23 protein-coding genes are annotated in these 24,994 nt (G+C 65.5%); 12 read left to right on the top strand and 11 right to left on the bottom strand.

The features are described from left to right. Window positions 1-4: 4 nt before the first annotated feature. Window positions 5-1,657, bottom strand: a complete 1,653-nt coding sequence (locus ACE103_RS12425) for a hydantoinase B/oxoprolinase family protein (RefSeq protein WP_375779652.1) — start codon at window positions 1,655-1,657, stop codon at window positions 5-7. Window positions 1,658-1,922: 265 nt separating this feature from the next. Here ACE103_RS12425 and ACE103_RS12420 point away from each other — a divergent pair, with 265 nt between their 5' ends. The 4 genes from ACE103_RS12420 to ACE103_RS12405 are packed head-to-tail and all read left to right on the top strand — an operon-like array spanning window position 1,923 to window position 5,156. Beyond that, window positions 1,923-2,414, top strand: coding sequence for a DUF305 domain-containing protein (locus ACE103_RS12420; RefSeq protein WP_375779651.1), 492 nt, complete (start codon window positions 1,923-1,925; stop codon window positions 2,412-2,414). Beyond that, on the top strand, window positions 2,414-3,871 hold the full coding sequence (locus ACE103_RS12415) for a YncE family protein (RefSeq protein WP_375779650.1): 1,458 nt from the start codon (window positions 2,414-2,416) through the stop codon (window positions 3,869-3,871). Before ACE103_RS12420 ends, ACE103_RS12415 begins: the two co-directional genes overlap by 1 nt. After that, the gene (locus tag ACE103_RS12410) at window positions 3,868-4,395 is read left to right on the top strand and encodes an RNA polymerase sigma factor (protein ID WP_375779649.1); all 528 of its coding nucleotides are present in this window, start codon (window positions 3,868-3,870) and stop codon (window positions 4,393-4,395) included. Before ACE103_RS12415 ends, ACE103_RS12410 begins: the two co-directional genes overlap by 4 nt. Beyond that, window positions 4,392-5,156: an anti-sigma factor family protein gene (locus tag ACE103_RS12405; RefSeq protein ID WP_375779648.1), complete on the top strand. Its 765-nt coding sequence runs from the start codon at window positions 4,392-4,394 to the stop codon at window positions 5,154-5,156. The genes ACE103_RS12410 and ACE103_RS12405 overlap by 4 nt, the downstream gene beginning before the upstream one ends. Here ACE103_RS12405 and ACE103_RS12400 read toward each other — a convergent pair whose 3' ends face one another. The 8 genes from ACE103_RS12400 to ACE103_RS12365 form a co-directional block, all read right to left on the bottom strand. Continuing rightward, complete coding sequence (locus tag ACE103_RS12400) at window positions 5,157-6,407, bottom strand: MFS transporter (protein ID WP_375779647.1); 1,251 nt, start codon at window positions 6,405-6,407, stop codon at window positions 5,157-5,159. Between the two features lie 250 nt (window positions 6,408-6,657). Then, complete coding sequence (locus ACE103_RS12395) at window positions 6,658-7,503, bottom strand: CmcJ/NvfI family oxidoreductase (protein ID WP_375779646.1); 846 nt, start codon at window positions 7,501-7,503, stop codon at window positions 6,658-6,660. 331 nt (window positions 7,504-7,834) lie between these two features. Next, window positions 7,835-8,776, bottom strand: coding sequence for an ABC transporter substrate-binding protein (locus ACE103_RS12390; RefSeq protein ID WP_375779645.1), 942 nt, complete (start codon window positions 8,774-8,776; stop codon window positions 7,835-7,837). After that, window positions 8,773-9,867 (bottom strand): LLM class flavin-dependent oxidoreductase, encoded by a 1,095-nt coding sequence (locus tag ACE103_RS12385; protein WP_223968198.1) that lies wholly within the window; start codon window positions 9,865-9,867, stop codon window positions 8,773-8,775. The genes ACE103_RS12390 and ACE103_RS12385 overlap by 4 nt, the downstream gene beginning before the upstream one ends. A 36-nt stretch (window positions 9,868-9,903) precedes the next feature. After that, complete coding sequence (locus ACE103_RS12380) at window positions 9,904-11,076, bottom strand: acyl-CoA dehydrogenase family protein (protein WP_375779644.1); 1,173 nt, start codon at window positions 11,074-11,076, stop codon at window positions 9,904-9,906. Then, complete coding sequence (locus tag ACE103_RS12375; RefSeq protein WP_375779643.1) at window positions 11,070-11,867, bottom strand: ABC transporter ATP-binding protein; 798 nt, start codon at window positions 11,865-11,867, stop codon at window positions 11,070-11,072. The genes ACE103_RS12380 and ACE103_RS12375 overlap by 7 nt, the downstream gene beginning before the upstream one ends. Continuing rightward, window positions 11,861-12,877 (bottom strand): ABC transporter permease, encoded by a 1,017-nt coding sequence (locus ACE103_RS12370; RefSeq protein ID WP_375779642.1) that lies wholly within the window; start codon window positions 12,875-12,877, stop codon window positions 11,861-11,863. Before ACE103_RS12370 ends, ACE103_RS12375 begins: the two co-directional genes overlap by 7 nt. After that, complete coding sequence (locus tag ACE103_RS12365; RefSeq protein WP_375779641.1) at window positions 12,855-13,946, bottom strand: ABC transporter substrate-binding protein; 1,092 nt, start codon at window positions 13,944-13,946, stop codon at window positions 12,855-12,857. The genes ACE103_RS12370 and ACE103_RS12365 overlap by 23 nt, the downstream gene beginning before the upstream one ends. Here ACE103_RS12365 and ACE103_RS12360 point away from each other — a divergent pair. The 3 genes from ACE103_RS12360 (at window position 13,933) to ACE103_RS12350 (ending at window position 16,497) form a co-directional block, all read left to right on the top strand. Next, window positions 13,933-14,241, top strand: a complete 309-nt coding sequence (locus ACE103_RS12360; RefSeq protein WP_375779640.1) for a hypothetical protein — start codon at window positions 13,933-13,935, stop codon at window positions 14,239-14,241. The two genes, ACE103_RS12365 and ACE103_RS12360, sit on opposite strands and share 14 nt — an antisense overlap. 180 nt (window positions 14,242-14,421) lie before the next feature. Beyond that, window positions 14,422-15,408, top strand: a complete 987-nt coding sequence (locus ACE103_RS12355) for an ABC transporter substrate-binding protein (RefSeq protein ID WP_375779639.1) — start codon at window positions 14,422-14,424, stop codon at window positions 15,406-15,408. Window positions 15,409-15,717: 309 nt separating this feature from the next. Further along, a complete protein-coding gene (locus tag ACE103_RS12350) occupies window positions 15,718-16,497 on the top strand; it encodes an SDR family oxidoreductase (protein WP_375779638.1) in 780 nt (259 codons plus the stop codon). Between the two features lie 121 nt (window positions 16,498-16,618). On the opposite strand, the gene ACE103_RS12345 is transcribed toward ACE103_RS12350, so the two are convergent. Next, window positions 16,619-16,918: an HU family DNA-binding protein gene (locus ACE103_RS12345; RefSeq protein ID WP_021077434.1), complete on the bottom strand. Its 300-nt coding sequence runs from the start codon at window positions 16,916-16,918 to the stop codon at window positions 16,619-16,621. Window positions 16,919-17,354: 436 nt separating this feature from the next. On the opposite strand from ACE103_RS12345, the gene ACE103_RS12340 reads away from it, so the two are divergent. From ACE103_RS12340 to ACE103_RS12325, 4 genes are all read left to right on the top strand, one after another. Continuing rightward, window positions 17,355-18,968, top strand: a complete 1,614-nt coding sequence (locus ACE103_RS12340; RefSeq protein ID WP_375779637.1) for an ABC transporter substrate-binding protein — start codon at window positions 17,355-17,357, stop codon at window positions 18,966-18,968. A gap of 228 nt (window positions 18,969-19,196) precedes the next feature. Then, the gene (locus ACE103_RS12335; RefSeq protein ID WP_375779636.1) at window positions 19,197-20,174 is read left to right on the top strand and encodes an ABC transporter permease; all 978 of its coding nucleotides are present in this window, start codon (window positions 19,197-19,199) and stop codon (window positions 20,172-20,174) included. A gap of 2 nt (window positions 20,175-20,176) precedes the next feature. Then, window positions 20,177-21,007: an ABC transporter permease gene (locus tag ACE103_RS12330; RefSeq protein WP_375779635.1), complete on the top strand. Its 831-nt coding sequence runs from the start codon at window positions 20,177-20,179 to the stop codon at window positions 21,005-21,007. Beyond that, window positions 21,004-22,629, top strand: a complete 1,626-nt coding sequence (locus tag ACE103_RS12325) for an ABC transporter ATP-binding protein (RefSeq protein ID WP_375779634.1) — start codon at window positions 21,004-21,006, stop codon at window positions 22,627-22,629. The genes ACE103_RS12330 and ACE103_RS12325 overlap by 4 nt, the downstream gene beginning before the upstream one ends. 30 nt (window positions 22,630-22,659) lie before the next feature. Here ACE103_RS12325 and ACE103_RS12320 read toward each other — a convergent pair whose 3' ends face one another. Beyond that, window positions 22,660-24,027, bottom strand: a complete 1,368-nt coding sequence (locus ACE103_RS12320; RefSeq protein ID WP_375781096.1) for an NAD(P)/FAD-dependent oxidoreductase — start codon at window positions 24,025-24,027, stop codon at window positions 22,660-22,662. Between the two features lie 78 nt (window positions 24,028-24,105). On the opposite strand from ACE103_RS12320, the gene ACE103_RS12315 reads away from it, so the two are divergent. After that, on the top strand, window positions 24,106-24,960 hold the full coding sequence (locus ACE103_RS12315; protein WP_375779633.1) for a VOC family protein: 855 nt from the start codon (window positions 24,106-24,108) through the stop codon (window positions 24,958-24,960). Window positions 24,961-24,994 lie beyond the last annotated feature (34 nt).

Below are 24,994 nucleotides of genomic sequence, written 5' to 3'. Positions count from 1 at the left end.
TGCCCTATACCGCCTTCGAAACCAGACCTTGGTCGACGTCGCGCGCCCGCGCCTCCGCCGTTCGCTTCTCGGATGGACCCCAGCCGCCCCCACCAGACGAGCGGATCTCGAGGCAGTCGCCGGGGCGCAGCTCGATGCCGACCTCCTTGGTCTTCAAGACGCGCGGTTCGCGGCCTTCCGACAACAGGCGATAGTGATGCGGCTCGCCGTCCTTGCCGCCGAGCATGCCGCATGGGCCGTGCCGCGCGCCGTCGCCGGCGGTATTGCCCTTGGCGGGCTTTGCCGTCTCCAGCACCATGTCGAGCGCCACGCCGAGCCCGCCGCGATGCTGACCATCGCCGCCGGAATCCGGCCGGAACTCGTGCTGGCGGAAATGCAGGGGAAAGCGCACTTCGGCAACCTCGATGCTGCCGAATTTGAGCCCGCCGACCGAGTGCCACTCGCCGATCGAGGAATAGCCGTCGCCGCCTGGCGATGCGCCGCCGCCCGGCCGCGCCTGGAACATGTGCCAGATGAAATTGCGCCCGTTGCGCGGATCCTCGCCCTGGATCGCGATACGGAAGCGGCGGCCCCAGCCGCCCATCACGCGATCCGGACAGGAGGCCGACATCGCCTTGATGATGGCTTCGACGATCTCGTTCGAAGGGTGGCTGGTGCACAGCGTGACCGGGCGGCCGGGATCGGCCCACACGATGGTGCCCTGCTTCGCCACCACCTTCAGCGGCCGCAGCGCGCCGGTGTTCTTCGGGATGTCGGCGTCGATCAGATAGGCAAAGGCCATCGCGACCGCGGCCTGCATGTTGGCGTGCGAGGAGTTGACGAAACTCGTCGACTGCGGATCGGAGCCGGTGAGATCGACCTCGATGTCGCTGCCCTTCTTGGTCACCTTGGCCGCGATCTTGATGTCGGTGCGGCCATGGCCGTCGTCGTCGAGCAGCGCTTCACCATAGAACACGCCGTCCTTCCAGCTCGACACCACGGCGCGGGTCTGCTGCTCGGTCGCGTCAAGAATGGCCTCGATGGCGGCCTCGACCGTCTCGGCGCCGAACTCGCTGAACAGTTTTGCGACGCGGCGCTCGCCGAGATGCGCGGCGCCCAGCATCGCCGCGAGGTCGCCGCGGAATTCCTTGGGGTTGCGGATGTTCAGCGCCAGCAGGTCGAGCAGGTCCTCACGCGGCTTGCCGGCCTCATAGAGCTTGATCGGCGGAATCCGAATGCCTTCCTGATAGATTTCGGTTGCGGCCGGATTGTAGGCGCCATGGGTGGCGCCGCCGATGTCGCTCTGATGCGCGCGCACGATGGTCCAGAGCAATCGCTTGCCGCCGTCGAACACCGGCACGAAGGCCGTGAGATCGGGCAGATGGCTGCCGCCCTGATAGGGATCGTTGAGCAGGATGACGTCGCCGGGCGCGACATCCTTGAAGCGTTCCTCGACCGCGAGCGTCGCCCACGGCAAGGCGCCGACATGCACCGGGATGTGATCGGCTTGCGCGATCAGGCGCCCGCTCGTGTCGCAGATCGCCAGCGAAAAATCGCGGCTGGAATTGAGGATCTGCGAATAGGAGGTGCGAAGCATGGCTTCGCCCATCTCCTTCACGATCGACGACAGGCGGTGCTGGACCACGGAACGGGTGATCGGATCGATCTTGGCGGACATTTTTGCCCTTGTGGGCGCATGGGACTGCGCAGAGAGGATCGCGGAACCGGTCGATCAGGACCGGAATTCCTTCTTATAGCCAGAGGCTTGCCATTCGCAAATCGGCCGGTTCGGCCGTAACGGGGTATTCCGTCGATCAGCAAGTCGTGATCGACAGGAAGCCACCCGGCGACGGAATAGAACTCAGGCTACCGCGTCCCACCCATGCAAGCCGGCCCGGAGGCCGGACCGCTCGGGCTTCCCCGACAACTCCCAGGGTGACGCAATGCCTCCTCGATTCCTCAAACCCGGCCTCGCGCCGCTCGGCGCGGCCGTCCTGCTCGCCATTGCCGCAGCCGCGTTCGCGCATGACGGCGATCATCATCCGGCAGAGACCGCGCTGTCGGCCGACGAGAGCGCCTTCCTCGCCGAGAACGACGCTGCGATGACCAAGATGATGAATGACATGGCGGCCAAGCCGAGCGGCGACATCGACCGCGATTTCGTCGCGATGATGACGCCGCACCACCAGGGCGCGATCGACATGGCCGTGATCGAGCTCCGCTACGGCAAGAACGAGCGCCTGCGCCGGATCGCACAGGAGATCATCGTCGAGCAACGCCAGGAGATCGACGCCATGAAGCTCGCACTCGGCGAACAGGTCACGGACACGACGCCCGCCCCGACACAACAAGCCGGAGCGACACCCGGCCCGGCCGCGACCAGCCACGATCACACGAACATGCACCACGAGATGATGAAGCAGGAGACCAAGTGATGACGAGCCCATTCGTGAAGGGCCTGCTGGCCACCAGCATGATCGCGCTGTCGACGTCGGCGTTTGCGGGACAGGCGCCGGGCGCTGCGTCCGCGCCCGATATCCCGATCAGCCATCACGACCGCGTCTACGCCGCCGAGCAGTTCTCGAACACGGTGTCGGTCACCGATCCCGTCGACAACAAGCTGCTTGGCGTGATCAGGCTCGGCGACCCGCAACCGGGTAATTTCAGCCCGCTCTACAAGGGACAGGTGCTGGTCCACGGCATGGGCTTCTCGCCCGACCACCACACCCTCGCCATCGTCTCGATCGGCTCGAATTCGGTGACCTTCATCGACACGGCAACCAACGCAGTCAAGCACGTCACCTATGTCGGGCGTTCGCCGCACGAGGCGTTCTTCACGCCCGACGGCAAGGAGGTGTGGGTCACCGTGCGCGGCGAGAACTACATCTCGGTGATCGACGCCTCGAGCTTCAAGGAAACGATGCGGATCGAGGTGCCGGCGGGACCAGGCATGCAGATCTTCTCGCCCGACGGCAAGTACGGCTACATCTGCTCCTCATTCAATCCGGAGACCGACGTGGTCTCGGTGGCCGACCATCAGATCGTCGCCAAGGTGAAGCAGGAAAGCCCGTTCTGCCCGAACATCGCAGCGACACCGGATGGCGAGCAGGTGTGGTTCACGCTGAAGGATGTCGGCAGAACCCAGGTGTTCAACGCCAGGCCGCCGTTCAACCTGATCAAGACGATCAACACCGGCCCGATCACCAACCACGTCAATTTTGCGAAGACGGCCAAGGGCACCTTCGCCTATGTGACGATCGGCGGCACCAACGAGGTCAAGGTGTTCCGCACCGACGACTTCTCGGAGGTCGCGACCATTGCCGTCGGCAACCTCCCGCATGGTATCTGGCCGTCCGGCGACGGCACGCGGGTCTATGTCGGCCTGGAAAATGCCGATGCCCTGGCCGCGATCAACACTGCGACCAACAAGGTGATCGCCAACATCCCGATCGGCCAGGCGCCGCAGGCCATCGCCTACGTGCCGAACGCCGCGCCGAATCCTGACGACCGCCAGAACCTGCAGGCGCTTGGCGTCGCCGGCCAGACCGCCCATCTCACACTCGCGGCGAAGAAGGACGCCAAGGGCGACAAGCCGCCGACCAGCGTTTCGCTGTTCGATCAAGGCCTGATCCAGGTGGTGCAGGCATCGGTCACCGGGCTCGAACCCAAGCAGCACTACGTGCTAGGATTGGCCGAACATGCCGATGGGACGGGATCGGTGCAGCCGCTGGCAGCCTTCATGACCAATCCCGCCGGCTCTGCGATCGTCAACGCTGCCGGTCCGATCCGCCAGATCGTGCAGAGCGCGGCCAAGGCGGAGCGACGCTATCTCGTCATCGCATCAGGCGAACCGGCGAAGCTCGGTGCGGTCATCCAGGTGCAAGCGCCATGAGCGACATGCTGCGCCTCGTCGAGCCGCTGATACCCGCCCTGCGGCGGTATGCGCGGGCCCTGGTCCGCGATCACGCAGCGGCCGACGATTTGGTGCAGGACTGCCTGGAACGTGCCGTCATTCATTGGGAGCAGCGGCGGTCGGACAATCCGCGACCGTGGCTGTTCGCCATCCTTCACAATCTCGCCATCAACCAATTTCGCCGCGCTACGACGCGCGGCGTCCACGTCGCGATCGACGAAACCAACGAGAATGCATTCGGCCAGGAAGCAGAGCAGGAACACAAGGTGACGTACCGCGACGTCATGGCGAAGCTCGCAAGGCTTCCGCATGACCAGCGTGCGGTGCTGCTGCTCGTCGGCGTCGAGGACTTGTCCTATGCCGACGCCGCGAAGGTGCTCGGTGTGCCCATCGGCACGGTGATGTCGCGCCTGGCGCGCGCTCGCGAGCGGCTCCATCAAGAGTTGGAGGGCACTGCCGGCGATCTGAACAATAATATTGTGCAATTGCGGAACAAGACATGAGCAACCGACCCATTACCGAAGACGATCTGCATGCCTATGTGGATCGCGCGCTGGAGCCGGAGCGCGAGGCGGAAATCACGGCCTATCTGGAAAAGCATCCTGATGTGGCCAAGCGCATCGCCGCCTACTCCGATGAGCGTAGCCTGCTGCGATCGGCATTGCTGCCGATTGCTGAGGAACCGCTGCCGCCGCAGCTCAACCTCGCCCGGATGATCGAGCGCCCGCGCCGCCGTCCCTCGTCATTGCGCTGGGCGATCGCAGCGATGCTGATGCTCTCGATCGGCGGCCTCGGCGGATGGATGATCCGCGGCGCGACATCGGCGCCGGCCGGCGGGCTTGCGGCGCTGGCTGAAGAGGCCAGCGATTCCTACAAGGTCTACGCCTCGGACCACACCCGGCCGGTCGAGTTGCGCGACAGCACCGAGCTTGTGCAATGGGTCTCGAACCGGCTGCGTCAGCCGGTCAAGCTGCCGGATCTGAGCAAGTCGGGATATCGCTTGATGGGCGGACGGGTGGTGCCGACGGCGCACGGTCCCGCGGCCATGTTCATGTACGACGATGATCGCGGCGAGCGGCTTGTGGTCCTCACCCGCCCGATGACGTCGGATCAGAACGCACCGATGGCCGCGCATTCGGGCGGCGACGTCGCAGGTGTCTCCTGGGCGGACGGCGGCACGGGCTATAGCCTCGTCGGGCCGCGCGGGGTTGATTCCCTGCGGCCGCTTGCCAACGAAATCCGCAAGCAGGCGCAGACGATCTAGCTAACCGGAAGCCTTGGTGTAAATCAGGAACAGCACGATCCCGATCACCAGCGCACCCGCGATGAACAGCAGCACCGCGGGCAGCCCGAACAGCGCCGCGACGCCGGCGGTGCTCGACTGCAGCAGAGCCGCGCCGAGGAAGAACGCGAGATTGACCGACGATAGCGCCTTGCCGGTGTTCTGGGCGTCGACGAGTTGCCGCGTCATGCCGTAGATCAGCGGCTGCGCTGAGGTCGCAAACCCGATCAGGATCAGCAGCACCAGATCATACTGCACCGGCATCACGGGGACACCGAGCAGGGTCGAGACCGGGAAATGCGGCGCGCCGGCCGCCATCAGCACCAGCAGCAGCGCGGCGACGGCATGGGTCGACGCCACCATGGTGCGGCGATGCCCGAACTTGCGATCGATGGCGCCGATACAGGCCGGGCCAATGATCATCGCCAGCGTGAACAGCCCGAGCACATTGCCGGCCTCGATGCGGCTCAGACCCTTCATATCCATCAGCCACGGGCCGCCCCACAGGCCGCGCAGCACCAGCGAGGCGCCGAGCGACACCAGCGACAGCGCGATCAGTCCGCGCAAGCCGCGCGACAGGCCGAGCCGCAGCACCTCGGCCATCTGCTGCAAGGGTGAGGAATCATCCGCATGTGCCGCCGGCTGCCGCGGCACCAGCGCGAACACCGCGATCAGCACCACAATGCCGAAGCCGGCCGAGCCCCAGAAGCCGGCGCGCCAACCGAACTGATCGACCACGAAGGCCAGCGGGCTGGCCGACAGCAGCATGCCGATATTGCCGATCGAGAGGATCAGGCCGGACCACAGGCCGAACTTCGCCGCCGACATCTGCTTGGCCGCCAGCGTCATCGGGCACATCAGCATGCCCGAGGTGGCGATGCCGAGCATGAGTTGCCCGAGCACGAAGCTCGCGGGCCCGGTGGCGAGCGCCGAGACCAGCGTCCCGACCACGGTACCTCCGAGCAGGCTCAGCGACACCGGCCGCACGCCGAAACGGTCCATCGCGGCGCCGACCGGGATTTGCGAAGCGGCAAAGGAGAAGTGGTAGATCGAGGTGAGGCTCGCCAGCGCCTGCGGCGAGGTGCCGAAATCGCGCGCCATCAGATCGAGGCTGATCGCGGGGATCGTGCGCAGCAGCGTCGACAGCATGTGGCCAGAGGCCAATGCCAGAAGTGCAAGGACCAGGGCGCGGAACCCGATCCCGGCTGCTTCCTTCGTCACCACGCCGTCCATGAGTAGCCCTCTCCCCGAGCAGTAAGGGGGACGGGCGTAACATTATTGGGACTGGGGTGCCAAGTTTGCGGGCAGAGCGGATTCGTTCTGCCGTCCTTGCCTCTCCCGCTTGCGGGGGAGGCCGGAGCGCATCGTCAGATGCGGTCCGGGTGGGGGTTCTCTCCACAATACGACTCGTGGAGGGAGCCCCCACCCCGGCCCTCCCCCGCAAGCGGGAGAGGGAGCACACTTGTCTCGCGGTCGGACACTTCTACTGCTTGTGGAACACCAGCGTGCGGAGCTCGATGCTCTCGCGCGGCGCGGCGTCCGCAGGGGTGGTCGGATCGACAAACGCCGTGTGCGGTCCAAACCGGGTCCGGCCGTCGGTCGCCGAGTCGTAGCATTTCAGCAGGATCGCCTCATCCGGCGTCATCTCGGGAATGTAGAACCAGCGATGGTTCGGGTTGTACTTCACCGAATAGGTCTCGCCGCTGCGGTTCGGATAGATCAGGTCGGAGGCGATCAGATCCTCCGGCGCGATCGTCGTGCCGTCGGCCATCGCGAGCGGTGAATCGCGCAAGGGACCTCGGATCGGACGCCACAGATTGATCACCTGGACGCGGCCCTTGACGAGTTGCTCGGCCTGGTCAGGCAAATGCTCGAACACCCTGTTGTGGCCGGAAATGGCGGTCTGGTCTACATGGACGCGGGTCGCGGGCTGCCGCGGTCCGCCGCCACGGATATCAGCCGCCCCCTCGACGCGCTTGCGCACGGTGTGATCGAAGATGAAGACGCGATCCGCCTTCAGCGTTGCCTTGAGGAAGGCCTCGACCGCCGGGTAGTAGACGTTGCGCACTTCGTTGTCGTCGTAATAGTCCTTCACGAAGGTCGGATGCTTGACCAGCGCAAAGCCCTCGCGGTCGAGCGAGAAGCTGTCAGCGACCAGGCGCCCGTCAAAGATCGGAACGTTATGGGCTTCGGGCAGCGCGGTGGATTTGGGTTCGCCGGGCGGCGGATCGAAAGCGTAGGTCCGGGGCTTGCCCGGCGTCGGCGCGAGATAATTCAGTTCAGCAGTCACAAACGGCAGCGACTCGATACGAGTTTGTTGAAGGCCCACGGTGATCTCCCGGACTCGATTGTTGGTGTATTTGATCTTGGCAGCGCCGGGAGGGTCGGCAAGGCCGCGGCGAAAATAGCAACGTTGTGGTTTTGGAAGGCGCGGAACGGGGAAAATCCTTGCCGCGCGGCAGCCTGCGGACGAATGGATGTTTTCGAGATCACGGGTTCGTTAGCGGTGCAATCGTGCGACGTTGAACCGCTTCCACGCAGATGGTCCACATCTCCCGCTTGCAGCGGTCGCGTCTTCAGAAGTTGCGTAAGCCCTCCACGCCCGTCGTCCTGGCGAAAGCCAGGACGACGCTGAATGTTTGGCGTCGCTTGCAAATTGACTACAGCCCCGCGCCCTTCTCGACGGCCGCGCCAAACGAGCGATCGACAACGTCGGCCGCGTTGATCTTCTGCCGGATCAGGCCCCAGCGGTCGTAGAGATCAATGGTCTTCTGCTCGTCGGCCACCACGCTGTCGTCGATCGGCGCGATGCGGATCTTGGCCCGCGTCAGCCAGTTCAACGGCACCGCGGGCGGGATGTTCATCAGCCTGCCCCAGGTCGCAGCATAGCCTTCGACATTGTTCTGCGACCATGCGCGCGCGGCCGCGAGGCGACGCACGAAGTCCTCGAGCTCGGCGCGCTTGTCCTTGATCGCGTCCGGTGTCGCGACCTGGAAGCCGAGGCCGGGCGTGATGCCGTCGGCCGTGATGACGCGGCGCGACTTGAACAGCACCTCTTCCTGGCTGACATAAGGCTCCCAGGTCGACCAGGCGTCGACCGAGCCTTGCGTGTAGGCGACCTTGGCATCCGACGGCGCGAGGAACACGAGCTGCACGTCGCTCGCCTGCCAGCCCTTCGATTCCAGCGCGGCCAGGATCAGCTGATGGCCGATCGAGCCGCGGCCGGTTGCGATCTTCTTACCGCGCAGATCGCCAAAACTCTTGATCGGCGAATTCTCCGGCACCACGACCGCGAGCCCGTCGCGCGACTGCCGCACGGCCGCGATCGCCTTGACCGGAATTTTGGCGGCGGCGGCGAACGTGAACGGCGCGTCGCCGACCAGGCCGGTGTCGATCGCGCCCGCCCCGAGTGCCTCCAGCAGCGGCGCCGCCGCCGCAAACTCCTTCCACTCGATCTTGTAGGGAACGTCCTTGAGCACGCCGGCTGCTTCCATCACGGCCTGCGAATTGCCCTTCTGGTCGCCGACGCGCAGCGTGGTCTGCGCAAAGGCCGCGTCGATGGCAGCGAGCGCGAGCGCCGCCGCAACAATGAGACGGATCATTCGGCGGCGATCCCCCGCTGCTGGTCGCGCGCTTCGATCAGCTTGCGGGTCAGCGGGATCAGCTCGCGGCCATAGTCGATGGCATCGACCAGCGGATCGAAGCCGCGGATCAGGAAGTGGCTGACGCCGAGATCGTAGTAATCGGCGAACACCTCGGCGACCTGCTCGGGCGTACCGACCAGCGCTGTCGTGTTGCTGTTGGCGCCGGTGAGTTTTGCAATTTCGGTCCACAGCCGCTTGTCGATCCGCGTGCCCTGATCGGCCAGCGCCAGCAGCCGCTTGGCGCCATCGGTCGCATGATTGGGGCGGCGGTAGCCGGTCTGATCCTGCAACGCGGTGGCGCGCGCGAGGATATGCTCCGCCTTCGCCCACGCCTTCTCCTCGGTGTCGGCCAGGATCGGCCGCACCGACAGGCTGAAGCGCGGCGTCGGGCGGCCGTGCTTGGCCGCGGCCGCGCGCACCCGCGCGGTGACGTCACGCACCTGCGCGTAGGATTCACCCCACAGCGCGAACGTATCGGCGTGCTTGCCCGCAACCTCGACCGCGGCATCCGAGCCGCCGCCGACGAAGGTGTAGATGCCGCCCTTCTGCAGCGGCTTCACCTGCGAGAAGCCGTTCTCGACGTTGTAGTACTTGCCGCTGTAGTTGAACGGCTTCTCGCTGGTCCATTCCAGCCGCACTACGTCGAGGAATTCGTCGGTGCGGGCGTAGCGCTCGTCCTTGTCGTCGAGCGTGTTGCCGTCCTGGCGCAGCTCGATGGCGTTGCCGCCGGTGATGACGTGCAGCGAGACCCGCCCGCCATAGAACTGATCCAGCGTCGCAAGCTGCCGCGCCAAAAGCGTCGGCGCGGTGAAGCCCGGGCGCTGGGCGATCATCACCTTGAGCTGCTTGGTGATGGTCAGGACATGCTGCGCGACCTGCAGCGCGTCCGGCGTGGTCGAGTGGAACGCCAGCAGCGCGCGGTCGAAGCCGGCGAGCTCATGCGCCTTGGCGACGGTCTCGATATAGGGCGGATCGAGCACCGGGCCTGAGCGGACGATGGTCTCGGAGGCATTGTTGTTGGTGATGAAGCCGATGAACTCGACCGGCATGACTGACAACTCCGTTGTTGTTGTTGGCTGTTGTTTTCAGACGCCCAGCGCGAAGCGTCCGGCGGAGACACGGGTGGCATCGTCTTGCGGGGTATGGACGCGGCCGCACAGCACGTCGCGGTAATGCCGCTCCAGCGGATTGGTGCGCGACAGGCCGGGATTGCTGGTCAGCGACAAGGCATCCTCCACCACTGCTGCGGCGTTATTGGTCACCGTCAGCTTGATGATGTTAGACTCGATTGCGGACAGCGGGAAGCCGTTATCGAAATCGGCGGCAAAGCTGTCGATCAGGCGGGCATTGACTGCAAGCCGGGCCTCGATGCCGCCGACGACCTCCTGCATGCGCGGCAGCGTCGCCAGCGGCGCACCGAGATTGGCGGGCACCCGCTCCTTGAGGAATTTGACCAGCCAGTCGCGGGCAGCGCGCGCGATGCCGTCATAGATCGCGGCGACGAAGATCGCATGCACGGTCGCCTGGGTGACGTCAGGAACCTTCCAGTCGTCGGGCCGGCGAACGTCGATCTCGTAATCCAGCGGAAACACCACGTCGTCGAAGATCACGGTGTGGCTACCGCTGGCACGCAGGCCGAGATGGTCCCAGGTCTCCTCGATCCGCGTTCCCGGCAGGCCGGCGGGAACCAGAAACAATCCGACACGGGCGTCCTGCTCGTCGGTCTTCGCCCACACCGAATACCATTTCAGGATCGGCGCACCGGTCGAATAGATCTTGCGGCCGGTCAGCCGCCAGCCGGTTTCGGTGCGGCGCGCCGTGGTCGCCGGCAGGCCGCCGCGCGCGGGCGAACCGAGCTCGGGCTCGACGCGCAACGCGTTGATCAGCGCCACGCCCTCGACCGCCTCCTTCGCGAGCTTGCGCGACAGACGCGCCGGCCAACGCGTGCTGCGCGCCATCACCAGATGCTGGATGTAGTGCATCGACAGCACCAGCGCGGTCGACGGATCGGCCTTGCCGATGATGCCGAGCACACGCGTGGCATCGCGCGCGCCCGCCCCGCCTCCGCCGAGCGCGACGGGCACGGTCAGCGCCAGCAGGCCCTCGCGCGACAGGTCGGCGAAATTCTCGAAGGGAAAGCTGGCATCGCGATCATGCGCGGGGGCACGCGCGGCAAACACCTCGGCGAGCCGCAACGCGCGCACGATGTATTCAGGCTGGTTCGCCGGCAGCAGCTCCCGCGCCGCTGTCGTCACCATGTCGCCTCCAGCCCGAGCAGGCCGAGGATCTGCTTGCGCAGCTCGGCCAGATAAGGATCGCCGCGATGCCGCGGATATGGCCGGGCGACGGCGATGTCGGCCTTGATCCGCGCCGGGCGATCGGAGAGCACGATGACGCGGTTGGCGAGCACCAGCGCTTCCTCGACGTCATGGGTGACGAGCAGCGTGGTGAAACCCTTGCGCTGCCACAGCGCCACGAGCTCGGCCTGCATCGCAATCCGCGTCAGCGAATCGAGCTTGCCGAGCGGCTCGTCGAGCACCAGGATCTTCGGATCGTTGACCAGCGCACGCGCCAGCGCCACGCGCTGCGCCATGCCGCCGGAGAGCTGGTGCGGATAGGCATTGCGGAACGAGGACAGGCCGACCAGCTCGATCACGGCATCGACCTGGTGCCGCTGCGCCTTCAGGATACCCTGCGCTTCCAGCCCGAGCGCCACATTGTCCCACACCGAGCGCCACGGAAACAGCGTCGGGTCCTGGAACACCACGACACGCGACGGATGTGGGCCGCTGATGCGGACTTCATCCTCGCGCAGCGCGCCGCTGCGCGGCTTCTCGAGCCCCGCAACCAGTCGCAGCAGGGTCGACTTGCCGCAGCCGGACGGGCCGAGCAGCGCGACGAATTCGCCGGGCGCGATCGACAGGTTCACATTGTCGAGCACCGGCAGCACGGCGCCGTCGATATCGAAGGCATGGCTGACGCCTTCGATGTCCAGCTCGGCGCCGACCGCGGGATAGGTGATCGCTTCAGCGGCGGACTGCACTACCATTTGACGACCCCCTTCTGCCAGATCAGCAGGCGATCACGGGTACGTAACAGCAGCGTGATCGCGCCGGAGCAGAGCAGCGACATCACGATCAGCGCCGCATACATGTTCGCATAGGCCGCCCAGCCCTGCGCCCATTGCAGGTACCAGCCGAGCCCGGCCTTGACGCCGATCATCTCGGCGACCACGAGCACGGCAAAGGACGAGCCGAGCCCCATGAACAGGCCGACGAACACGTGCGGCAGCGCGGCCGGGATCGCGACCTTCAGCACCAGGAATGACGGCTTGGCGCCAAGCGTGCATGCGACGTCGTAATAGGCGCTGCTGACGCTCGCCACGCCCGACCAGGTCAAGACCGTCACCGGAAATCCGGTGGCGAGCGCGATCAGGAAGGTCGAGGCGCTCCAGCTCGACGGGAAGGTGAAGAAGGCGATCGGCAGCCAGGCGGTCGCCGGCAGTGGACCGATGAAGCGCAGCACCGGATGCACCCAGTAGCCGATCTTCTGCGACCAGCCGATCGAGACGCCCGTGATGAAGCCGATCGTCGCACCGATGATGTAGCCGCCGAGCTGCAGCTTGATCGAGGCGAACACGCTGTCGAGCAGCTTTGGCAGATCGTCGGTGTAGACCTCGAGGATCGACTGCGGCGGCGGGAAGAACGGCAGCGGCAGCCAGGCGAATTTCGCGGTGGCGACCTCCCACAGCGTGACGAAGGCGCCGAACGCCACCAGCCATGGCGCACGCTTGCGCAACGCCTGCCCGGCGCGGCCGAGATAATCCGCGCTGAATGTGCCGAACAGGATGAAGGCCGCGATGACGATCGCACCGATGCCGAGCGACCCCGTCCGCGACCAGTCGCCGACATCGGGCCAATAGAGGCACGACAGCCCGAACGCGAGCCAAGCGAGGCTCGCCGCGAGGCCGACGCCATAGCTGCCGGAGAGATTCGCGAACGTGACCGCGGCGCGCGGTGCGGCCGCGGCCGTCGTGTCAGACACTGAATACGTCGACATAGATCCGCTCCGCGAATTTGGCCGTGTCGGTGCTCTGCTTGAACACCTGCACCGATTTCAGGTCGTCGGCGTAGCCCTTCAGCTCACGCTTGAGCACCTCGCCGGTGGGATGATGGTGATGAGTGTGGTAGCGCGCCATCGCCTCGAGATCGGCGAGGCTCGCCGTTTTCGGCGCATAGGGCTGGAACGACTTTGCCGCCTTGTCCGGATTCTGCGAGGTGAACATCGCGGCATCAAGCAGCGCTTGCGTGATGGCGCGCGCCACATGCGGCTCTTCCCGCACCAGACTGCCGCGCAGGCCGACGATGCAGCAGCTCTTGTCGCGGTACTCGCCATCGAGATTGGAGGCGACCTCCTTGTACTGCGTGTCCTTCAGCCAGAGATAGGCAAGCGGATCCGACGACAGGAAGGCCTGCACCTCGCCCTTCTCGACCGCAACGTTCAACAGATTGCCGGGATAGGCGCGCCAGTCGACGTCCTTGACCGGGACGATGCCGAGCTTGGAGAGCTGAATCGAGAAGAAGTTCTTGTCGGGACCTGCGAGATCGCCGACCGCGACGATCTTGCCCTTGAGGTCGGCAAGTTTGCCGACGCCGGAGTTGGTGCGGGTCAGGACGCGCATGCAGCCGCCATGGGTGCCGGCGGCGATCTTGACGTCAAAGCCCTGCTCGAGCGGTTTCAACCAGCGCAGCGCCATGCCGAGCCCGGCGTCGCTCTTGCCGGTGGTGATCGCCTCCAGCAGCTGGTCGGTCGAGCCGGAATAGTTGACGAGCTCGACGTCGAGATTCTGCTTCTGGAAGAAGCCGTGGTCGATGGCGACCGGCAGCGGCGCGAGGCAAACCGCGCCGGCGTTCCAGGACAGCTTCAGCTTGCGCGGCGCGCCGGTCAGCGGCGGCGCATCGGAAGCGGCCTTGCAGATCGGGAATTCGGAGAAGTCGATCGCCGATGCGACCGGGCGCGGCGCGAACGCCTGCGCGCTATAGGCGCCGATCGGCGCGGCAAAGGCTGCGGCGGCGCCTGCACGCAGCAAGGTGCGGCGATCCATCACCGTCTTCTTGTTCGTCGACATCATCACTCCTGCATTTCGGCAAGGCTCCGCCCCGCGCACAAGACGTGTCCGTCTGCGCGCCCCGTCGTTCGAAGCTCATGGTTTAGAAAAAAGCGGATTTCTCCGGCGCTATTGCCCTCAAAGCAACGCGCAAATGATGCGGCGCGACAAGTTCACCGTCAATGAAATGGAATTTCGAATGTGGCCAGTGCGGCAGCTGATCTCTCCACGATCGCAGCGCACGACGATGAAAGGATTTTCGCTGCTGTCGCGGCGCAGGCGCGCAACAGAGCGGCATCGATTGCACCAAATTTGAGCGAAACATCGCCGCTTGCGCGATGTCTTCTACGCATGACGGTCCGGCGAGATCATCCTTGCTGCGCGCGGACTGATTTCAGTTTTCCGTTTCGTTGACGGCGAGCGGCTTGCTCATAGACTTGATCGAACGCTGCCGCGCTTTCCGACGAGCAGCGAATGAATCAGAAAGAAAATGCATATGCGCAAACTGACCCGCTCGGGTTCTCCCTATAGTTTCACACGCCGCACCGCGGCCGCGCTGATCACGGCCGCGATCACGCTGTCGACATCGGCCGCAGCGTTCGCGGCTGATGCGATCGTGCTGCGGGTCGGCGACCAGAAGGGCGGCAACCGCTCGCTGCTCGAGATCTCCGGCTTTGCCAAGGACCTGCCGTACAAGATCGAATGGTCGGAATTCCCGGCCGCGGCGCCGATCCTCGAGGCACTCAATGCCGGCGCGCTCGACGTCGGCTATACCGGCGACCTTGCCTTCCTCACGGTCTATGCCGCGGGCGCACCGATCAAGGCGATCGGCGGGACGCGCGCCGATCCGAAGACTCAGGCGATCCTGGTGCGCGGGGATTCGCCGATCAAGACGGCGGCCGATCTGAAGGGCAAGCGCCTCGCCGGCACCCGCGGCGGCTGGGGCCAGTTCCTGATCGACGCGACGCTGGAGAAGTCCGGCAGCAGGATCGAGGAGGCGACCTTCGCCCCGCTCGGCCCGGTCGACGCCAAGATCGCGCTGCTCGCCGGCTCGATCGACGCCTGGGCAGTGTGGGAGCCGTACATCTCCTACGCCAGGCTGAAGGACAATGCGCGCGTCGTCGCCGACGGCGAGGGCCTGACGCCGACCATCACCTTCATCGTCGCCTCCGACAATGCGATCGCGACCAAGCGCGCCGCGGTGCAGGACCTCGTACAGCGGCTGAACAAGGCACGGCTGTGGTCGCTCGACCATCTCGCCGAATACGCGAAGAGCACGGCCGAGCTCACCAAACTGCCGGAAGACGTGCTGCTCGCCGCCTACACCGCGCAGAAGACCTCACCGATCGCGATCGACGAGGCCGTGGTGAAGGAGGTGCAGGCCGCCTCCGACCGCGCCACGCGCTACGGCATCCTCGGCAAGACGCTGGATGTCGGCAAGGCCGTCGACCGCAGTTTTACGGCAAACGCAAGCTTGAACTAGCGATCCTCACCTCCCCTTGAAAAGGGGAGGTCGGTTTGCGCAGCAAACCGGGTGGGGATCCTGCCTCCGCGAGCACCGGCGTTCGTGGAGAGCAACCCCCACCCTGCCCTCCCCCTTTCAGGGGGAGAGAGACGAGCGGCGGTGCTCACCTCACGGAAGTGCCTCACCTCGCGCCCCAATGGAGATATCCGATGTCCGGCCCGCTCCATCTCGCGATAATCGTCACGGCACACCTGCTCTGCATGACCTTGTTGGTCGCACTGTCGGTTTGATAGCGTTCTCTCAGGGCCAGCCCCAGGGAGAACAACAATGAACCTATCCATGAAAGACCGCGTCGCGGTGGTTACCGGCGGCAGCAAGGGCATCGGGATCGCGGTGGCGCGGCGGTTTGCGGAATCCGGCGCCAAGGTCGCGATCCTCGCCCGCGGCGCGGCCGACCTCGCGGCGGCGCGCGAGGCGCTTGCCAAGGACGGCCTCGTGGTGCGCGATTACGTCTGCGACGTCGCCAAGGCCGCCGACATCGCCAAGGCCCACGACCGGATCGTCGCGGATCTCGGCAAGATCGACGTGCTGGTCAACAACGCGGGCACCGCGCGCACGCTGGCCTTCGAGAACATCAGCGACGAGGCCTGGCAGGAGGACCTCGACCTGAAACTGTTTGCCGCGATCCGCTTCAGCCGGCTGGTATGGCCGGGCATGAAGCAGCGCAAATGGGGCCGCATCATCAACGTGCTCAACACCTTCGCCAAGGCGCCGGCCGCCAATTCCGCGCCGACCTCGGTGTCGCGCGCGGCCGGCATGGCGCTGACCAAAGTGATGGCCAATGAAGGCGGCGAGCACAACATCCTGGTGAATGCGCTCTTGGTCGGCCTGATCATGAGCGATCAATGGGTCAAGCGTCATGCCGCCCAGGCGCCGGACACGGATTTCGGGGAATTCGCCAAGGGCCTTGCCAAGGGCACGCCGCTCGGCCGCATCGGCACGGCGGAGGAATTCGCCAACCTCGCCTGCTTCCTGGCCTCGGAGCAAGGCTCCTACATCACCGGCACCGCCATCAATGTCGATGGTGGCCGGTCGCCGGTAGTCTAGCACTTCGGCTTCGATCCAGTCGAAGCCGAAGCGCCAGGGTCTTGCTTTGGCAGGCAGCAACCTACGGCAGGAAGCGACGGCTCAAAAGCAAAAGGCCTCCGTCACCGGAGGCCTTCTATTCTTAAACCGCGTCCTTGGCGGCCTTGACCGGCCGCGCGCGGACGATCTTCCGGGCCGGCTTGGCCTTGAACATCATCTCTTCGCCGGTGAAGGGGTTGGTGCCCTTGCGCGCCTTGGTCGCCGGCTTCTTGACCACAACGAACTTGGCGAAGCCGGGGACGAGGAACACCCCGGCCTTCTTCAGCTCCTTGTGGCCGACATCGACGAGCGAGTCCAAAACGTTCTTGACGTCGCGCTTGGAGAGTTCGGTGGTGGTCGCGATCTTCTCGATCACTTGCGACTTCGACAGTTGGGTAGCCATGGTTGCTCCATTGATTCTGGAGTGGGCACGATATGGCGGAAAACGCCGAGAAAAACAGTGTTTTCTGCACTCACCACAGCAATATCGCTGTGGACAGCCCCCGAATCAGGGTTTTTTCCAGTGTTTTTTCCAGTCAAGTCGCTTCCGACCCCTAAAATTACAGCGTTTGCGCGGCTTCGGGGCGCCCGAAACGTCCCCTTGAGAGAATCACCCGACGCATCCCGCACGACCTGTGTGCGACAATATTGCGTGCAATTCGGGTTGCGGCGCACTGCGGCGCGCCACTTCAGGTTTCGGAAACGATCCTTCAAAAAGGCCGAGGCATTAGAAATGACTCGGGTTCCCATTCCATCGTAACATCGCAAAAAGGGGCGCCACGGCCGATCGGCCGGCCACCCCGATGCAAGCCTTTATCTATGTTCCGGAGACCCCGCGTATGGATTTGTCCCGCCTTGAGATCAACCGCCGCACGGCCCTTCTGACCTCGGCCGCAATTGCGGCCAATGTCATCAATCCGATGCGGGCATTCGCGCAGGAAACCCCGCGCAAGGGCGGCGTGTTCAACGTCCATTACGGCGCCGAGCAGCGCCAGCTCAACCCCAGCATCCAGGCCTCGACCGGCGTCTACATCATCGGCGGCAAGATCCAGGAGAATCTGGTCGACCTCGACGCCAACGGACAGCCGGTCGGCGTGCTCGCCGAGAGCTGGGAGGCGACGCCGGACGGCAAGACCGTCACCTTCAAGCTGCGCAAGGGCGTCACCTGGCACGACGGCAAGCCGTTCACCTCGGAGGACGTCGCTTTCACCGCAATGAACATGTGGAAGAAGATCCTCAACTACGGATCGACCCTGCAGCTGTTCCTCACATCGGTCGATACGCCCGATCCGCAGACCGCGATCTTCCGCTACGAGCGGCCGATGCCGCTGAACCTGCTGCTCCGCGCCCTGCCCGACCTCGGCTATGTCTCCGCCAAGCATCTCTATGAGAGCGGCGACATCAGGCAGAACCCGACCAATCTGGCGCCGGTCGGCACCGGCCCGTTCAAATTCGTCAAATACGAGCGCGGGCAATACATCATTGCCGACCGCAATCCGGATTACTGGCGGCCGAACGCGCCCTATCTCGACCGCATCGTCTGGAAGGTGATCACCGATCGCGCCGCGGCGGCCGCGCAGATGGAGGCCGGCGAGCTGCACTACAGCCCGTTCTCAGGGCTGACGATCTCGGACATGGCGCGGCTCGGCAAGGACAAGCGCTTCATCGTCCAGACCAAGGGCAATGAGGGCAACGCGCGCACCAACACCATCGAGTTCAACTTCCGCCGCAAGGAACTGTCCGACATCCGCGTCCGCCGCGCCATCGCGCACGCGATCAACGTGCCGTTCTTCATCGACAATTTTTTGGGCGATTTCGCCAAGCTCGGCACCGGCCCGATCCCCTCGACCTCGACCGACTTCTATCCCGGGCCGAACACGCCGCAATACGCTTACGACAAGGCCAAGGCGATCGCGCTGCTCGACGAGGCCGGCTTCAAGGCCTCCGGCGGTAACCGCTTCTCGCTGAAGCTGCTGCCGGCGCCGTGGGGCGAGGACATCTCGCTGTGGTCGACCTTCATCCAGCAGTCGCTGGGCGAAGTCGGCATCCAGGTCGATATCGTGCGCAATGACGGCGGCGGCTTCCTCAAGCAGGTCTATGACGACCACGCCTTCGATCTCGCCACCGGCTGGCACCAGTACCGCAACGACCCCGCGGTCTCGACCACGGTGTGGTACCGCTCCGGCCAGCCCAAGGGCGCGCCGTGGACCAACCAGTGGGGCTGGGAGGACAAGACCGTCGACAAGACCATCGACGATGCCGCGACCGAGGTCGATCCGGTCAAGCGCAAGGCGCTCTATGCCGATTTCGTCAAGGAAGTGAACACCGAGCTGCCGGTCTGGATGCCGATCGAGCAAATCTTCGTCACCGTGATCACCGCCAAGGCCCGCAACCACTCCAACACGCCGCGCTGGGGCTCGGCGAGCTGGCACGATCTTTGGCTGAGCGCGTGAGGCGGCGGCGGCGCGCCTTGCTTCTCCCTCGCCCCGCTCTTGCGGGGGCGAGACGAGCGAAGCTCGCTCTTAGAGGGCTGGGGTGAGGGGCTCTCTCCACCAATATTGCTCTATCGATGGACCTGTACCCCTCACCCGGACTGCTTCGCAGTCCGACCTCTCCCCGCAAGTGGGGCGAGGTAAGAAGAGGCCGGTGTCCACTTCGTCTGAAAACGCTATAGATAATCGATGCGTATCCTGAGCCTTGCGGGGCGGCGGCTGGCCGCCTCGATCCCGACCCTGTTCCTGATCCTGATCGGCGTGTTCCTGCTGTTGCAGCTCGCGCCGGGCGACACCGTCGATGCGCTGATGGCGCAGATGGGCGGTGGCGATGCCGCGACCGCACAACAGCTGCGCAAGTTCTACGGGCTCGACCTCTCGGTTCCGGCGCAGCTCGGCAACTATCTGTGGCACCTGGTGCGGCTCGACCTCGGCTTCTCCTCGATCTACGGCAAGCCGGTCGCGACCGTGATCCTGGAGCGGCTGCCGCCGACCATCCTGCTGATGACCGCATCGCTGTCGTTCGCGTTCTTCTTCGGCCTCGTGTTCGGCGTGATCGCCGCGCGCGGCGTCAACCGCTGGCCGGACACGTTGATCTCGACGCTTGGCCTGATCTTCTACGCCACCCCCTCGTTCTGGTTCGGGCTGATGACGATCGTGGTGTTCTCGGTCTATCTGCAATGGCTGCCGTCCGGCGGTTTCCAGGACATCGGAACGGTGCAGACCGGCATCCGGGGCGTGCTCGATATCGCCGCGCACCTGGTGCTGCCGACGCTGACGCTCGGGCTGATCTTCCTTGCGATCTATTTGCGCATCATGCGCGCCTCGATGCTGGAGGTCCTGAACCTCGATTTCGTCCGCACCGCCCGTGCCAAGGGCCTGGACGAGACCCATGTCATCACCCGCCACGTGCTGCGCAACGCGCTGCTGCCGATGGTGACGCTGATCGGCTTGCAGGCCGGCACCATGCTCGGCGGCTCGGTCGTGGTCGAGAGCGTGTTCTCGCTGCCCGGCCTCGGCCGCCTCGCCTATGAATCGGTGGTGCAGCGCGACCTCAACACCCTGCTTGGCATCGTGTTCGTGTCCGCCCTGCTCGTCATCGTCGTCAACTTTGTCGTCGACCTGCTCTACGCGCGGCTCGACCCGCGCATCGCGGCGGAGGGCTGACGATGGACACGGTGAAACGCTACTTCCGCAGCCCGGCCGCAGTGATCGGCCTGATCCTGCTGCTGCTGGTGATCGCGATGGCTGTTAGCGCCGGCTTCTTCTATCCGCGCGATCCGCTCGCGCTGGCGGGCCGGCCGTTGGTCTGGCCGTTCTCCAATCCGCGCTTCCTGCTGGGCACCGACAATTCCGGCCGCGACATCGCCGCGCAGATCTTCTACGGCGCGCGGATCTCGCTCCTGATCGGCGGTGTCGCCACCGTGATCGCGATCCTGATCGGCATCCTGGTCGGCGCCTTCGCCGGCTATTATGGCGGCTGGGTCGACAATTTGCTGATGCGGATCACCGAAGCGTTCCAGACCCTGCCGAACTTCGTGCTGCTGTTGGTTCTGGTCGCAGTGTTCGGCTCGACCTTGACCACGGTGACCATCGCGGTCGGCGTGGTGTCGTGGCCGGCACCGGCGCGGCTGACCCGCGCCGAGTTCCTGTCGCTGCGCAACCGCGAATTCGTCCAGGCCGGCAAAACGCTCGGCATGAAGGACCTCCAGCTGATCCTCGGCGAGATCCTGCCGAACGCGCTGCCGCCCGTGATCGTCTATGCCAGCGTGGTGATGGCGGTCGCGATCCTCCTCGAAAGCGCACTCGCGTTCCTGAGGCTGTCCGATCCCAACGTCGCCTCCTGGGGCAATTTGATCGGGCTCGGCCGCGATGTGCTCCGGGTGCAATGGTACGTCTCGGCGATCCCCGGCATCGCGATCCTCGTCACCGTGCTCGCGGTGTCGCTGGTCGGCCAGGGCCTCAACGATGCGCTCAATCCGAGGCTGAAGAGCCGATGAGCGACACCGTGCTTTCGCTCGACGCCCTGACCGTGCGCCTGCCCAAAGGCGCCGACCGGCCGCATGCGCTGTCCGACGTCTCCCTGTCGGTCGCCTCCAACGAGATCCTCTGCGTGGTCGGCGAATCCGGCTCCGGCAAATCGATGATGGCGAACGCCATCATGCGGCTGCTGCCGACCGAGGTTGGGATCGAACGGGGCCGGATGATGTTCGACGGCCGCGACCTCTGCGCCGCCGATCCGGCCGAAATGCGCGAGGTGCGCGGCGCGGGGATCGCGATGATCTTCCAGGAGCCGATGACGGCGCTCAATCCGCTGCGCACCATCGGCGACCAGATCGGCGAGATGTTTGCGATCCACACCGGCCTGTCAAAGGCCGAGATCAATGCACGCGTCCTTGCGTTGCTCGAAGACGTCCGCATCCCCGACCCCAGGGCGGCTGCAAAAGCCTACCCCCACGAGCTCTCCGGCGGCCAGCGCCAGCGCGCCATGATCGCAATGGCGCTGGCTTTGGACCCGAAGCTTCTGATCGCCGACGAGCCGACCACCGCGCTCGACGTCACGACGCAGGCGCAGATCCTGAAGCTGATCCGCGATTTGCAGCAGCGCAAGAAGACCGCGGTGCTGTTCATCACCCATGATTTCGGCGTGGTCGCCGAGGTCGCCGACCGCGTCGTGGTGATGCAGCACGGCGCGATCGTCGAGCAGGGCGCGGCCGACAAGGTGCTGAACGACCCGCAGCATGCCTACACCAGGCAGCTGATCGCGGCGGTGCCGCCGCTGAAGGCGCCGCCGCCGCGCATCCTCTCCGGCAAGGACATCCTGACCATCGACGGCGTCTCCAAGACCTACCGCACCGGCGGCTTTCTCGGCCGCGGCGCGCGAGTGACGGAGGCCGTGAAGAACGTCTCGCTGCGCCTGCCGCGCGGCGCGACGCTCGGCATCGTCGGCGAATCCGGTTCGGGCAAGTCGACGCTCGCGCGCTGCATCGTCCGGCTGATCGATCCCGACAGCGGATCGATCGTGCTCAACGGGAAGGACTGGGCGAAGCTCGGCCGCGAGGAGATCAGGCGCGAGACCCGCCACATCCAGATGGTGTTCCAGGATCCGTTCGCCTCGCTCAACCCGCGCCGCAAGGCGGCTGAGCTGGTGGCGCAGGGACCGATCGTGCACGGCACCGATCGGGCGATCGCGCTCGCGGAAGCGCGACAACTGTTCGAACTGGTCGGGCTCGACCCGTCCGCCGGCGATCGCTTTCCGCACGAATTCTCCGGTGGTCAGCGCCAGCGCATCGGGCTGGCGCGTGCGCTGGCGCTGAAACCCGATGTGCTGGTGGCGGACGAGCCGGTCTCGGCGCTCGACGTCTCGGTGCAGGCGCAAGTCCTCAAGTTGCTCGCCGGGCTGCGCCAGCAGCTCGGGCTCTCCATCATCTTCATCACACACGATCTGCGCGTCGCCGCGCAGATCTGCGATCTCGTGGCCGTGATGAAGGATGGCGCCGTGGTCGAGCAAGGGCTGGCCGCCGAGGTGTTCGGCAGGCCGCAGCATCCCTATACGCAGGCGCTCTTGTCGGCGATCCCCGGCGGCGACTTCACGCGCAAGCGCGATGCCTTGATCGCCTGATCAAGCCGCGCAGGTGGCGTCGGCGTGCATTCACCGCGAGCGACGCGAGGCGAGCAAATGCTCCGCCCAGCGCAGCAACTCGAAGCGATCGCCCCTGACCAGTTCCTGGGCATCGCGGCGCCGATAGAGCACCAGCATCCAGGGCGCGAGCTTGCGCAGCAATCCGTGCGCCATGTACTGCACCGGCTCGGTGAACGGCAGCGCCAGCTCGCTTTCCGGCACGCCCTGCACTGCCTTTGCCAGTTCGCGGCCGAGCGGGATCGTCAGCGCGACGGCGCGGCCGTTGCAGCCGGTCCAGCCATAGGCGTTCGGGCCCAGCCGATGCATGCGCGGCAGGAAGTCCGCCGTCATTCCGACATAGCCGTTCCAGACATAGTCGAAGGAGACGTCACCGATCTGCGGCCACAGGCGCTGCAACCGCTCGGTGACCCGCGCCTTCAACCGTCCGGTCTTGTCGCCCGGGCCGAGCACGGCGCCGCCGGTGACGAGGCGATTGCGGGCGTCGTAGCGCGCGAAATACAGCTCGCCATGGGTATCCGACATCGCCTGCCGGCCGGGAATGATGGTCTTGCGGACATTGTCCGACAGCGGCTGCGTCGCCATCTGCCACGACAGCACCGGCATCACCTCGGTCGCGATCTCAGGCACCAGCGATTTTGTAAACTCGCCGCTATAGGCATTGGTCGCCACCACCAGCGCGCGGCCGGAGATCTCCCCCTTTTCGGTCTTCACCACCCAACGATCGCCGCGGCGCTCGAAACTGAGCGCAGGCGAACGGGCGTAGATCCGCGCGCCGAGGCCGAGCACGGTGCGCGCCAGGCCCCGCGCCAGCGCCAGCGGATTGACGTGACCACCGGTCCTGTTCCAGAAGCCGCCATACCACGCATCCGAGCCGAGCATGTCCCTGGTCTGGTCGCGCGACAGCAATTCGACCGGCGCGTCGAATTTCGACCATTGCTGCACCCGCCGCTCCGCGATCTTGATCCGGCCCGGCGAATGCACCGGCTGCACCCAGCCGGCCTGCTCCTGCTCGGCCTCGATATTGTAGCGCTTGACGACGTCGAACAGCATTGCCGCGCTGTCGCGCAGCATCGCAACGAAGCGCTCGCCGGCGGCGCCGTGCCTCTTGATGATGTCATCCGGATCGGGACGCGACAGCGTCGGGATCACCTGGCCGTTGTTGCGGCCCGAGGCGCCCCAGCCCGGCTCGGCAGCCTCGACGATCGCGACGTCGACATTGGCCTCGCGCAGATGCAGCGCGGTCGACAGACCCGTGAAGCCGCCGCCGATGATGACGACATCGGCCTGCTGCACGCCCGTCAATTCGGGACATTCGGGGCCGGGAGGCGTCGCTGCTGCCCAGAGCGAATTGGGCCAGCGCACGGCATTGCTGCTCATCATGATCCTTTCTTGCGGGGGCCTGCGCGTTCTGGTTAGCTTTACTCTACTCTCTCATTCCAGCCGGGAAGACAAGAAGTGGCACTCAAGAACGTCATCGGAATCGATCACGCCGTGGTCATGGTGAAAGACCTCGACAAGGCCGCCGAGAATTACAAGCGGCTCGGCTTCACCGTGTCGCCGCGCGGCACCCACAGCGCGCATATGGGATCGGGCAATTACACCATCATGTTCGACCCCGACTACATGGAATTGCTCGGCGTGCTGACGCCGACCGAACACAACGCTCCGGCACGCGCCTTCCTCGAGAAGCGCGGCGAAGGCATCGAACGGATCGCGTTCACTGCCGTCGATTCCACCGCCGGCGCCGAGGAGATTCGCGCACGCGGCTATCCGCCGATCGGGCCGACCGATTTCGAGCGCCCGGTGACCTTGCCGAACGGCACCGTCTCCGCCGCGAAATTCCGCACCTTCCAGTGGCCGACCGCCGAGGCGCCCGGTGGCGTCCGGATCTTCGCCTGCCAGCACAAGACCCGCGAGACGGTGTGGATCCCCGAATTGATGACGCACGCCAATGGGGCAAAACGCCTCAAGCAGGCGCTGATCGTCTCGCCCGATCCGGCAGCCGATGCCGCGCATCTCTCCAGGATGATCGATATCGCCGTCAGAAACGATCCCGACGGTGCGGTTGCGGTGCCGTCCGGCGGCGACCGCGCCGACTTCGTGTTCCTGACCAGGGATCAGCTCGGCAAACGCTATCCCGGCGTGTCGCTGGATGGCCTGTCCGAGCGCGGCGGCGCCGGCCTCGTGATCGCGGCCGACCTTGCCGCAACCGAGAAGGCGCTCGGCACGACCGGCGTCAAGAGCGGCAGCGGCATCACCGTGCCGCCGGCCGCTGCGAACGGCACCCTGCTCGCCTTCGTCAAGGCATAGCCGCCATACCATGCGCGGCGCAACGATATGCAGC

Source organism: Bradyrhizobium sp. ma5 (assembly GCF_042258955.1).
Lineage (GTDB): Bacteria > Pseudomonadota > Alphaproteobacteria > Rhizobiales > Xanthobacteraceae > Bradyrhizobium.
The sequence above is the reverse complement of the archived record's forward strand: the minus strand, read 5'-3'. Positions and strand labels throughout refer to the sequence as shown.